The following is an 11,378-nucleotide window of genomic DNA, read 5'->3' on the forward strand; positions in this document are numbered from 1 at the left end:
AGCTGCAAGGCGGAGGATTGAGGCAACGCGGAGCGTTGGTGATTGACGACAACGCGGCAGATGCGCGTGCCCAGCCCCGCGACGCCGCCCCCCATTTGCCGGTCGGTCTAAGACGGACCTGCACATGGAGGGGCGGGCGTCGCACCCCCCATGTGCCGGTCGGTCCAAGTCCACGGTCCCGGTAGCGTTCCGGGTATGAGACTCGGAGTCCTCGACGTGGGTTCGAACACAGTGCATCTGCTGGTGGTGGACGCGCACCCCGGTGCCCGCCCGCTGCCCGCGCACTCGCACAAGGCGGAGCTGCGCCTGGCCGAGCTTCTCGACGACGACGGGGCGATCGGCCCCGACGGTGTGGACCGCCTCGTGGCGACGGTCACCGACGCGCTCCAGGCCGCCGAGGACAAGGGATGCGAGGACGTTCTGCCGTTCGCCACGTCCGCGGTACGGGAGGCGAGCAACGCCGACCAGGTGCTGGCCCGGGTGCGGGACGAGACGGGCATCGACCTCGGCGTCCTCAGCGGTGCGGAGGAGGCCCGGCTCACCTTCCTCGCCGCGCGCCGCTGGTTCGGCTGGTCGGCGGGGCGGCTGCTGGTCCTGGACATCGGGGGCGGCTCGCTGGAGATCGCGTACGGCATGGACGAGGAGCCGGACGCTGCGGTGTCGCTGCCGCTCGGGGCCGGCCGGCTCACCGCCGAGTGGCTGCCGGGCGATCCGCCGGACCCGGCGGACGTGAAGGCGCTGCGCCGCCATGTACGGGCCAGGATCGCCCGGAGCGTCGGGGGATTCACCCGCCTCGGGCGTCCGGATCATGTCGTCGGCACCTCCAAGACCTTCAAGCAGCTCGCCAGGATCGCGGGTGCCGCACGCTCCGCCGACGGCCTGTACGTGCAGCGCACCCTCACCCGCAAGGCGCTGGAGGAGTGGGTGCCGAAGCTGGCCGCGATGACGGTCGAGCGGCGCGGCACCCTGCCCGGGGTCTCCGAGGGCCGGGCCGCGCAGTTGCTGGCCGGGGCGCTGGTCGCGGAGGGGGCCATGGACCTGTTCGGGGTCGAGGAGCTGGAGATCTGCCCCTGGGCGCTGCGCGAGGGCGTCATCCTGCGCCGTCTGGACCACATGCCGACGGAGCCGACGGGGTAGGCCGCGCCGCGCCGAGCACCGCCAAGGCGGCCGGAAGCCCGCCATGGCCCACCTCACTTTCCGCCCGGGTCCTTCGGCGCCGCGTCACACTGCCCGTACGCTGTCCCAGTGGCAGAACCAGTGGTGCGCATCCCGGATGCGAAGGTCGCCCTGTCGACGGCTTCCGTCTACCCGGAGTCGACGTCGACGGCCTTCGAGATCGCCGCGCGTCTTGGTTACGACGGTGTCGAGGTCATGGTGTGGACCGATCCCGTCAGCCAGGACATCGAGGCGCTGCGGCGGCTCTCGGACTATCACCGGGTGCCGATCTTGGCGGTCCACGCGCCCTGTCTGCTGATCACGCAGCGCGTCTGGTCCACCGATCCGTGGGTGAAGCTCCAGCGGGCCCGTGCCGCCGCGGAGAAGCTCGGGGCGACGACCGTCGTCGTCCACCCGCCGTTCCGTTGGCAGCGCAACTACGCGCGCGACTTCGTCACCGGGATCTGGCGCATGGCGGACGAGACCGATGTGCGGTTCGCCGTCGAGAACATGTACCCCTGGCGCTACCGGGACCGCGAGATGCTTGCGTACGCCCCCGACTGGGACGTCACCAACGACGACTACCGCCACTTCACCGTGGACCTCTCGCACGCCGCGACGGCCCGCACGGACGGCATGGCGATGGTCGACCGGATGGGCGACCGGCTCGCCCACATCCATCTCGCCGACGGCAAGGGCTCCAACAAGGACGAGCACCTGGTGCCCGGCCGTGGCGACCAGCCCTGCGCCGAACTCCTGGAGCACCTGGCCCGTACCGGCTTCGACGGCCATGTCGTCATCGAGGTCAATACCCGCCGCGCCATGTCCACCGCCGAACGCGAGGCCGACCTGGCGGAGGCGCTGGCCTTCACCCGGCTCCACCTGGCGTCGTCCTCGGCCGAGGCGCCGCGCCCATGACCGGCGGCCACATCGATCCCGCTGATCCCACCGGTCCCGCCCCCAAGCGGCGCGGCCGCCCCTCCCGTACGGCCGAGACCACCGGCCCCGACGCCCGCACCCGCATCCTGGAGGCGGCCCGCGCCGAATTCGCGGAGCGCGGCTACGACAAGACGTCGATCCGGGGCATCGCCAAGGCGGCAGGCGTCGACTCCGCCCTCGTCCACCACTACTTCGGTACGAAGGACGAGGTCTTCGCGGCCGCCATCGAGCTCTCCTTCGAACCGGCCCTGGTGATCCCTGCCATCCTCGGCAGTGGCACGGACGGCCTGGGGGAGCGGCTGGCCCGCTACTTCATCGCCGTGTGGGAGAACCCGGCGTCCAGGGCACCCCTGCTGGCGATCATGCGGTCCGCACTGACGCACGAGGCAGCGGCGAAGGTCCTCCGTGGCTTCGTCCTGCGCCGCCTCCTGGAACGCGTCGCGGAGGCACTGGACGTACCGGATGCGACGTTCCGCGCGGAACTGGCTGCCTCGCACATGCTCGGGATCGCGATGCTGCGCTACGTCATCCAGGCGGAACCACTGGCTTCGGCGCCCCCGGAGAAGATCATCGAGATGGTGGCACCGACGCTGCAGCGCTACTTGACGGAAGCGGAGTAACCAATTCCGGCCCCGGGCGCCACGCCCGGCCTCGTCGGCCACCCCCAGCCCCTCAAGCGGGGTCCGGGGCAGAGCCCCGGTTTCGGGCTGTTCCGTGGGGGAAGGCCCCGCGCACTGGCCCCACCCTCACTCCCACCACCCCACGCGCACTGCCCAGTCACCGAGCATTCCATCCCGCATACCGGACACCGTGTCCAGATCTTGGAGCTGGAGGCGTAGGCTCGGAAACAGTCTTTTCTGTCGAAGGAGCGAGAGACGATGCCCCAGCTGAGGTCCCGCACTGTCACCCATGGCCGCAACATGGCGGGTGCCCGCGCCCTTATGCGGGCCTCGGGCGTAGCGAGCGAGGACATCGGCAAGCCGATCATCGCGGTCGCCAACTCCTTCACCGAGTTCGTTCCCGGCCACACCCACCTGGCCCCGGTCGGCCGGATCGTCTCCGACGCCATCAAGGCCGCAGGCGCCGTGCCGCGCGAGTTCAACACCATCGCCGTCGACGACGGCATCGCGATGGGCCACGCCGGGATGCTGTACAGCCTCCCCTCCCGCGACCTGATCGCGGACTCCGTCGAGTACATGGTCGAGGCACACTGCGCGGACGCGCTGATCTGCATCTCCAACTGCGACAAGATCACGCCCGGCATGCTGATGGCGGCGATGCGCCTCAACATCCCGACGGTCTTCGTCTCCGGCGGCCCGATGGAGGCCGGCAAGGCCACCCTCGTCGACGGTACGGTCCGCAAGCTCGACCTGATCAACGCGATCACCGACGCGGTCAACGAGAACGTCTCGGACGAGGACATTCTCCGTATCGAGGAGAACGCCTGTCCCACCTGCGGCAGCTGTTCCGGCATGTTCACCGCCAACTCGATGAACTGCCTGACCGAGGTCCTCGGCCTCTCCCTCCCGGGCAACGGCTCGGTCCTCGCCACGCACACCGCCCGCAAGGCGCTGTACGAGGAGGCCGGCCGTACGGTCGTCGAGATCACCAAGCGCTATTACGAGCAGGACGACGCGACGGTCCTGCCGCGCTCCATCGGCACCCGCGCCGCGTTCGACAACGCCATGGCGCTGGACATCGCCATGGGTGGCTCCACCAACACGATCCTGCACCTGCTCGCCGCCGCTCAGGAGGCCGAGCTGGCCTACGACCTCGACGACATCAACGAGGTCTCGCGCCGCGTCCCGTGCCTGTCGAAGGTCGCGCCCAACGTGGCCCCCGGCGGCACGTACTACATGGAGGACGTGCACCGGGCCGGCGGCATCCCCGCCATCCTCGGCGAGCTGCACCGCGGCGGCCTGCTCAACGAGGACGTGCACTCGGTCCACTCCGACTCCCTCGCCGAGTGGCTGAAGAACTGGGACATCCGCGGCGGTTCCCCGTCCCCCGAGGCCGTCGAGCTGTGGCACGCGGCCCCCGGATGCGTCCGTTCCGCGACCGCCTTCTCCCAGTCCGAACGCTGGGAGACCCTTGACCTGGACGCGGCCGGCGGCTGCATCCGCGACCTGGCGCACGCGTACTCCAAGGACGGCGGCCTCGCGGTCCTCAAGGGGAACCTCGCCGTGGACGGCTGCGTCGTGAAGACGGCGGGAGTCGACGAGTCGATCTGGACCTTCGAGGGCCCGGCGGTCGTCTGCGAGTCGCAGGAGGAGGCCGTCGACAAGATCCTCCGCAAGGAGATCAAGGAGGGCGACGTCGTCGTCATCCGTTACGAGGGCCCGCGCGGCGGCCCAGGCATGCAGGAGATGCTCTACCCCACGTCCTTCCTCAAGGGCCGGGGCCTCGGCAAGAGCTGCGCCCTGGTGACCGACGGCCGCTTCTCCGGCGGTACGTCGGGCCTGTCCATCGGCCACGCATCGCCGGAGGCCGCATCGGGCGGCGCGATCGCGCTGGTCGAGGACGGCGACCGGATCAGGATCGACATCCCCAACCGCTCGATCGAGCTCCTCGTCCCCGAGGCCGAGCTGACCACCCGCCGCGAGGCGCTGAACGGCGTGTACGCGCCGAAGGACCGCGACCGCAAGGTCAGCGCGGCGCTGCGTGCGTACGCGGCGATGGCGACGAGCGCGGACCGGGGCGCGGTGCGGGACGTGTCCAAGCTCGGCTGAACCGGCCCGAGAACGAAGACGGACCCCGCTCTCACCAGTGAGCGGGGTCCTGTCCGTCGACGGCGAACACGGACCCGTCGGGCGCGGTAGCGAAGACGGTCCGGCCGGCGGTGGCAGGGGCGGGCAGCTCCGAGGCGTACGTGAGTTTCCCGTCCCGGAGCCGAGGGCTCGTCTGGCCCAGCAGTGTTCCGCGCTCGGTGTCCACGGCGAGCAGCCGCCCGTCCGCCGCCGAGAAGTACAGCCGGTTCCCGGTGGCGAGAACGGGCGCCGACGTCCGCCCGGCAGCGGTCTCCAGCTGCCAGCGAACAGCTCCGCCGTCGGCCGGGCGCGTGTCGACGGCGACCAGGGTCCCGCCGTGCGCCAGCAGATAGGCGGTGTCCCCGCCCACCACGACCTCCGGTTCGTTCATCCGGAACGGCAGCGCCACCCGTGCGGCGCGCCCCCGCTCCGGGTCGTAGCGGACGAGCCCGACGGTCTGGGCGTCCCCGTTCATGGACGTCAGGACGAGCGCATTGTCCGAGGTCCCCACCGGGGTGAGCATTCCGTCCAGCCGCCGCTGCCACGCCGTGTGCCCCGTTGCCGCATCGACGGCAGTGACCAGCGTGGTGGACCCGTAGGCCGAGTGCTCGAATGCGTAGACCAGCCCCGATCCTTCGTCGTACAGCGCGTAGTCCGGCCGCTGGTGCCCGGTGAGCGGATGCCGCCAGAGGGACACACCGGTCGCGGAGTCGAGCGCTTCGGTCGTGCCGTCCTCACTGACCAGCAGCAGCGTGTCACCCGCGGCGAAGGGGGTGCCGAGGTACGGGGAGAGATCCGCGTCCCAGACCTGCTCACCCTTGACGGGGTCGTACGCCCGGAGCTTCCCGCCCGGCACCGCCGTATGCACCAGACCGCCGGAGGCCGACACCACGACGACCGACGGGGTGTCCCCGGCGGTGGCGCGACGGGACCACAGCACCCGGCCGTCCGCGGGGTCCAACCGGGCAGCACCGGTGCCGGCGGCCGCGCAGTACAGCGCCGCGGACGGGCCGGACGCTTCCTCGCCGGCCCCGCCCGCCGAGGAACAGACCGGCGTGGAGCTGCCCGAGTTCGCAAGCGGCGTCCGCCACGGCGCGAATGCCGCCGAACCCTTCGTGCCGCCGGACTCCCCCGACTCACCGGGGCCTCCCGACCCGCCCACCACACCGGTCGCCCACACCCCACCGGTACCCATGACGAGCAGCGCCGCAGCGGCTGCCGGCCACCGCCGCTTGCCGCCACCGCTCGCGGTCGCCTTCCTGCCCCGCGCCGCCGCGCCCGTGCCTACATGCGTGTCCGCATCCGCATCCGCCCCCGTCGCGGTCTCCGGCCCCGGCTCCGAAACCGCCGGGGCTTCGACGGCACTCGGCCGCCGTTGCGACGGTATGAACGCGGCGGCGTCGTACGAAGGAGGGTGCAGCGCCGCCATGATGTCGTCCGGAGTGGGCCGCTCCGCGGGTTCCTTCGCCAGGCACTGCCCGATCAGCGGTGCCAGATCGGTCGGCACCCCCGTCAGATCGGCCTCGTCGTGCACCACCTGGTAGGCCACGATGTACGGGCTGTCGGAGTCGAAGGGCCCGCGGCCGGTCGCCGCATGGACGAGTACGGCCCCCAGGGCGAACACGTCCGCGGCGGGCCCGACGTCACGAGGCCGCTGGAACTGCTCGGGCGCCATGTACGGCGGCGATCCGATCAGCTTGCCCGTCTCGGTGCGCAGATCGCTGTCGTACGGCCGTGAGATCCCGAAGTCGATGACCTTGGGCCCGGAGTCGGAGAGCAGCACATTGCTCGGCTTGAGGTCGCGGTGGATCACTCCGGCCCGATGGATGTCGCGCAGCGCCTCGGCAAGCCCCGCCGTCAGCCTGCGCAGTTCGGCGGGAGCCATCGGCCCGTTCCGCTTCACCTGGTCGGAGAGCGTGGGACCGGGCACGTACAGGGTGGCCATCCACGGCCGTGCGGCGTCCGGATCGGCATCGACGACCGGTGCCGTGAAGGCCCCGCTGACCCGCCTCGCCGCCCCGACCTCCTGCCGGAAACGTGCCCTGAACTCAGGGTCTGCGGAGTAGTGCCGGTGCACCACCTTGACGGCGAGCTGCAGCCCCGAGGTGGAGCGTGCCAGATGCACGACACCCATGCCGCCCGCGCCGAGACATGCCTCAAGGCGGTAATGACCGGCGTAGTCCGGATGCTCCGCTTCGGGACTGGCCCCGGTACCTCGCAGCGGCGGCATCGCCCACCCCCGTGTGTTCGTCCGCAAGCGCGACGCACGGAGCCTAGTCGATGGTGCGTGCGATACGGGTGGGGCTTGTAACCTGCGCGTCGTACACACCGTCTCTCAACGGGGGAGGGCCTCATGGCCATGGAAGAGCACACCGACATCACCACCGGCACCACCGAAGCGGCCGAGGACGTGACCGCGCTCGCCGGCACCGACGACGTCACCAGGTACCCCATCGCACCGGGCTACCGCGTCAACGTCCGCACGGGGCCGGGCACCCAGTACGGCATCGTCAGGACGCTTCCGTACGGAATGAAGGTTCCGGTCTACTGCCAGAAGCCGGGGGAGCGGGTCACCGGCCCGTACGGCACCTCGAACCTCTGGGACAACATCGCCAACGGCCAGTTCGTGGCGGACGCCTACGTGCACACCGGCAGTGACGGCTACATCGCTCCACGCTGCGACTGACGGGGACCGCGACGGGAGGGCAACCGGGACGACGGGGACGGCGACCGGGGCCGTGACCGCCCGGGGATAATCGACCTCGTGAGCGAGAACAGCGAAGCCCCCGGCCCCGGCACCACGCCCGGCAGCACTGCGCCCGGCCCGCAGCCCGAGCCCCTGCTCTTCTTCGGTACGACCTGGGTCGACCACGACGGGGGCTACGGGCTGCGGCGCGTCGGGGCGACGGTCGGCTCCCTCGCGGCCGCGGTCGCCGCCTGCTTCGTACTCCGCTTCGCCTTCCAGGGACTGGAGATCGCCGACGTCGGCAGCGTCGTCGGCATCCTGGTCGTCCTGATGTTCGCCATCTGCAGCGCCATCGCTTTCCGCAAGACGTGGGAAGGGTTCAGCCGCCGCCCGGCCGATCCGGCGCGCGAGGCCAATCTGCGCGGTCTCAAGACCATCGGCTTCGTCGGCTCGCTGATCGCGTACTTCCTCCGTACGTTCAAGGAGGCACCGGGCGAGCAACTGCGCCGCGCGGAGTACGAGACGGCCCTGGCCCGCTACGCGAAGCGCCGCTCGGCCCGCACCGGAAACCCGGCCGCCCGCAAGACCACCAAGGGCAAGCGCCCCAAGCGCACGTAGCGCCCCACGAGCACCAGTCGACCCCGCACTCTCGGCACCGGCCCTCCGCGCGGGTCACGACGACCCCATGCCACCCTCCGATCCCACCCCCGCCCCGTGCCCTCTCTTTCGACCGCGCGGCCGCAGGCCGACCTGAGCGTGGCGATCCGTCCGTAGCCGACCCCCATCCCCTGCCACCCACACCCCATCACCAGGCCTCTTGACGAAAGGACACGCCAGGACAAAAATTCACCGCATGATGAATTCTTCGGGCCCCGCCATCGAGGCCCGTGGCCTCACCGTCGTACGAGGCAACCGCACCGTCCTCCGCGGCCTCGACTTCACCGTCGAACCCGGCAGGATCACCGGCCTCCTGGGCCCTTCCGGCTGCGGCAAAACCACCCTGATGCGTGCCGTCGTGGGCACCCAGGCCAAGGTCACCGGCACCCTCGACGTGCTCGGCAGCCCCGCCGGACACCCCACCCTCCGTCCGCGCATCGGGTACGTCACCCAGGCCCCGTCCGTCTACACCGACCTGACGGTCCGGCAGAACCTCGACTACTTCGCGGCGATCCTCCAGCCGGGTCGCAGACACCGCGACGCACGCCGGACCGCCGTCACCCAAGCGATCGCCGAGGTCGACCTGACCAGCCACGCCGACGCCCTCGCCGGCACCCTCTCCGGCGGCCAGCTCACCCGTGTCTCCCTCGCGGCGGCCCTGCTCGGCACCCCCGAACTCCTGGTCCTCGACGAACCGACCGTCGGCCTGGACCCGGTACTCCGCCGAGATCTGTGGAACCTCTTCCACACCCTCGCCGCCGACCGCGGCACCACACTCCTCGTCTCCTCCCACGTCATGGACGAGGCCGAGCGCTGCCACCGGCTGCTCCTGATGCGCGAGGGCGAGATCCTCGCCGACGACACCCCCGAGGCACTGCGCACCGCTGCCCGCGCCGCCACCGTCGAAGAGGCATTCCTCCACCTGGTCGACGAAGCCGCCACCCGTCAGGAGACCGCCCGATGAGCACCCAGCACCCGCAGCCCCACCCGGCCGCACCACCCCTGAGCCCCGCCCGCACACTCGCCACCGCCGCCCGCGTCCTGCGCCAGCTCACCCACGACCCACGCACCGTCGCGCTGCTCCTCCTGATCCCGGTCGTGATGATCACGCTGCTCCGGTACATGTTCGACGGCAGCCCCCGCACCTTCGACGCCATCGGCGCCTCGCTCCTCGGCATCTTCCCGCTGATCACGATGTTCCTGGTGACCTCGATCGCCACCCTGCGCGAACGCACCTCGGGCACCCTCGAACGCCTCCTCGCCATGCCGCTCGGCAAGGGCGACCTGATCGGCGGCTACGCCCTGGCCTTCGGCGCCGTCGCGATCGTCCAGTCCCTCCTGGCCACCGCACTCTCGGTCTGGGCACTCGGCCTGGACGTCACCGGCTCCCCGTGGCTGCTGCTCCTGGTCGCCCTGCTCGACGCCCTGCTCGGCACGGCACTGGGCCTCTTCGTCTCCGCCTTCGCCGCATCCGAATTCCAGGCCGTCCAGTTCATGCCGGCCGTGATCTTCCCGCAGCTCCTGCTCTGCGGACTGTTCATCGCACGCGACCGGATGGCGCCCGTCCTCGAAGCGATCTCGAACGTCCTGCCCATGTCGTACGCGGTCGACGGCATGAACGAGGTCCTCCGCCACACCGACATCACCGGCGACTTCATCCGCGACGTCCTGGTCGTCGCCGGCTGCGCCCTGCTCGTCCTCACCCTCGGCGCGGCCACGCTCCGTCGACGTACCGCCTGACCGGTCCCGGTGCGAGGATGACGGACACGAGTACCGAGAACCGTCAGCACGACGCACCGAGAACCGCGAGCACCGCCCGGAGGGTGAACCGCATGACCCAGACAGTTGCAGTCCTCGGCACCGGAAAGATCGGCGAGGCCCTGCTCAGCGGCATGATCCGGGCAGGCTGGCGTCCGGCGAACCTGCTGGTCACCACCCGCCGCTCCGAGCGTGCCGAGGAACTCCACAGCCGCTACGGCGTCGATTCCGTCACCAACGCCGAGGCCGCCAAGCGCGCCGACATCCTCATCCTCGCGGTCAAGCCCCAGGACATGGGACGGCTCCTCGACGAGCTCGCCGAGCACGTCACCGCCGACCGCCTGGTCATCAGCGCCGCCGCAGGCATCACGACCGCCTTCATCGAGGACCGCCTCACCGCGAACACCCCGGTCGTACGCGTCATGCCGAACACCCCCGTCCTCGTCGACGAGGGCATGTCCGTCATCTCCGCGGGCAGCCACGCCACCACCGAACACCTCGCCACCGCCGAGGCGATCTTCGGTGGCGTCGGCAAGACCCTGCGCGTCCCCGAGTCGCAGCAGGACGCGGCAACCGCTCTCTCGGGCTCGGGCCCCGCGTACTTCTACTTCCTCGTCGAGGCGATGACCGACGCGGGCATCCTGCTCGGCCTGCCCCGCGCCCAGGCCCATGATCTGATCGTCCAGGCCGCCATCGGCGCCGCCGTGATGCTCCGCGACAGCGGAGAACACCCGGTCAAGCTCCGTGAAGCCGTCACCAGCCCGGCCGGCACCACCATCAGCGCCATTCGCGAGCTGGAGAACCACGGCGTACGAGCTGCCCTCATCGCCGCCCTCGAAGCAGCCCGCGACCGCAGCCGGGAACTCGCCTCCGGCAACGGCTGACGGCTACCCGGCGGCCTCGATCAGCTCCGCACCGCGCACCACCTTCGCGAACACACCCACCTCTCCACCAGCGCCCGCGACTGCCGCCCGGCCTTCCACCAGAACCCGGGCCGGCCCGAGGTTGACACGACACGCCCACATCCGTAATGTTCTCCGAGTTGTCCGACGTGAGCGCCGACTCCGGTCGGTCCCCGGACAGCCATTCCGCAGTAACCACATCTGGTCGGCGACATCTGTCGCTCGACTTTCTGTGCACATTTGCGAAATGAGGAATCCGCGTTCGAAGGAGCGCGACCCCGATTAGCGTCGGGGGCTTGGATTCGCTAAAGTCTCACTCGTCGGAACGGCCCAACAGCCGGGAAGACAAACCCCGCTGACTGGGAATCAGGCCCGAAAGGATCTGATAGAGTCGGACTCGCCGGAAAGGGAAACGCGAAAGCGAAGAACTGGAAAGCAACCCCGCTTCGACCGGGAATCGGACACGAAAGAGTCTGATAGAGTCGGAAACGCAAGACCGAAGGGAAAAGCCCGGAGGAAAGCCCGAGAGGGTGA

The 11,378-nt window shown here is 70.5% G+C and carries 10 protein-coding genes; 9 read left to right on the forward strand and 1 reads right to left on the reverse strand.

What is annotated here, in order from left to right:
- Positions 1–195 precede the first annotated feature (195 nt).
- The 4 genes from ABTZ94_RS32360 (at position 196) to ilvD (ending at position 4,823) form a co-directional block, all read left to right on the forward strand.
- Positions 196–1,137 carry a Ppx/GppA family phosphatase gene (locus tag ABTZ94_RS32360; RefSeq protein ID WP_351206175.1) on the forward strand — a complete coding sequence of 314 codons (942 nt, stop codon included), beginning with the start codon at positions 196–198 and terminating at the stop codon, positions 1,135–1,137.
- A gap of 108 nt (positions 1,138–1,245) precedes the next feature.
- The gene (locus ABTZ94_RS32365; RefSeq protein ID WP_351206177.1) at positions 1,246–2,073 is read left to right on the forward strand and encodes a sugar phosphate isomerase/epimerase family protein; all 828 of its coding nucleotides are present in this window, start codon (positions 1,246–1,248) and stop codon (positions 2,071–2,073) included.
- On the forward strand, positions 2,070–2,714 hold the full coding sequence (locus ABTZ94_RS32370; protein WP_351206178.1) for a TetR/AcrR family transcriptional regulator: 645 nt from the start codon (positions 2,070–2,072) through the stop codon (positions 2,712–2,714). The genes ABTZ94_RS32365 and ABTZ94_RS32370 overlap by 4 nt, the downstream gene beginning before the upstream one ends.
- Before the next feature lie 258 nt (positions 2,715–2,972).
- Positions 2,973–4,823: a dihydroxy-acid dehydratase gene (gene ilvD / locus ABTZ94_RS32375; protein ID WP_351206180.1), complete on the forward strand. Its 1,851-nt coding sequence runs from the start codon at positions 2,973–2,975 to the stop codon at positions 4,821–4,823.
- Between the two features lie 31 nt (positions 4,824–4,854).
- Here ilvD and ABTZ94_RS32380 read toward each other — a convergent pair whose 3' ends face one another.
- On the reverse strand, positions 4,855–7,071 hold the full coding sequence (locus ABTZ94_RS32380) for a protein kinase domain-containing protein (protein ID WP_351206182.1): 2,217 nt from the start codon (positions 7,069–7,071) through the stop codon (positions 4,855–4,857).
- A 123-nt stretch (positions 7,072–7,194) separates the two neighbouring features.
- On the opposite strand from ABTZ94_RS32380, the gene ABTZ94_RS32385 reads away from it, so the two are divergent.
- The 5 genes from ABTZ94_RS32385 to proC all read left to right on the forward strand — a co-directional run bounded on the left by ABTZ94_RS32385 (position 7,195) and on the right by proC (position 10,826).
- The gene (locus ABTZ94_RS32385; protein ID WP_351206183.1) at positions 7,195–7,527 is read left to right on the forward strand and encodes an SH3 domain-containing protein; all 333 of its coding nucleotides are present in this window, start codon (positions 7,195–7,197) and stop codon (positions 7,525–7,527) included.
- A 78-nt stretch (positions 7,528–7,605) separates the two neighbouring features.
- The gene (locus ABTZ94_RS32390; protein WP_351206185.1) at positions 7,606–8,145 is read left to right on the forward strand and encodes an MFS transporter; all 540 of its coding nucleotides are present in this window, start codon (positions 7,606–7,608) and stop codon (positions 8,143–8,145) included.
- A gap of 235 nt (positions 8,146–8,380) precedes the next feature.
- Positions 8,381–9,148 (forward strand): ABC transporter ATP-binding protein, encoded by a 768-nt coding sequence (locus tag ABTZ94_RS32395; protein ID WP_351206186.1) that lies wholly within the window; start codon positions 8,381–8,383, stop codon positions 9,146–9,148.
- The gene (locus ABTZ94_RS32400) at positions 9,145–9,924 is read left to right on the forward strand and encodes an ABC transporter permease (protein WP_351206188.1); all 780 of its coding nucleotides are present in this window, start codon (positions 9,145–9,147) and stop codon (positions 9,922–9,924) included. The genes ABTZ94_RS32395 and ABTZ94_RS32400 overlap by 4 nt, the downstream gene beginning before the upstream one ends.
- Before the next feature lie 92 nt (positions 9,925–10,016).
- Positions 10,017–10,826 (forward strand): pyrroline-5-carboxylate reductase, encoded by an 810-nt coding sequence (gene proC, locus ABTZ94_RS32405; protein ID WP_351206190.1) that lies wholly within the window; start codon positions 10,017–10,019, stop codon positions 10,824–10,826.
- Positions 10,827–11,378: the final 552 nt, after the last annotated feature.

This window comes from Streptomyces sp. NPDC002785, assembly GCF_040295565.1.
Lineage (GTDB): Bacteria > Actinomycetota > Actinomycetes > Streptomycetales > Streptomycetaceae > Streptomyces.

What these genes read in the sequence shown, in the direction of transcription:
- ABTZ94_RS32360 (WP_351206175.1), top strand. Translation starts at nt 196, where the DNA reads ATGAGACTCGGAGTCCTCGACGTGGGTTCGAACACAGTGCATCTGCTG.
- ABTZ94_RS32370 (WP_351206178.1), top strand. Translation starts at nt 2,070, where the DNA reads ATGACCGGCGGCCACATCGATCCCGCTGATCCCACCGGTCCCGCCCCC.
- ilvD (WP_351206180.1), top strand. Translation starts at nt 2,973, where the DNA reads ATGCCCCAGCTGAGGTCCCGCACTGTCACCCATGGCCGCAACATGGCG.
- ABTZ94_RS32380 (WP_351206182.1), bottom strand. Translation starts at nt 7,071, where the DNA reads ATGCCGCCGCTGCGAGGTACCGGGGCCAGTCCCGAAGCGGAGCATCCG.
- ABTZ94_RS32385 (WP_351206183.1), top strand. Translation starts at nt 7,195, where the DNA reads ATGGCCATGGAAGAGCACACCGACATCACCACCGGCACCACCGAAGCG.
- ABTZ94_RS32395 (WP_351206186.1), top strand. Translation starts at nt 8,381, where the DNA reads ATGATGAATTCTTCGGGCCCCGCCATCGAGGCCCGTGGCCTCACCGTC.
- ABTZ94_RS32400 (WP_351206188.1), top strand. Translation starts at nt 9,145, where the DNA reads ATGAGCACCCAGCACCCGCAGCCCCACCCGGCCGCACCACCCCTGAGC.
- proC (WP_351206190.1), top strand. Translation starts at nt 10,017, where the DNA reads ATGACCCAGACAGTTGCAGTCCTCGGCACCGGAAAGATCGGCGAGGCC.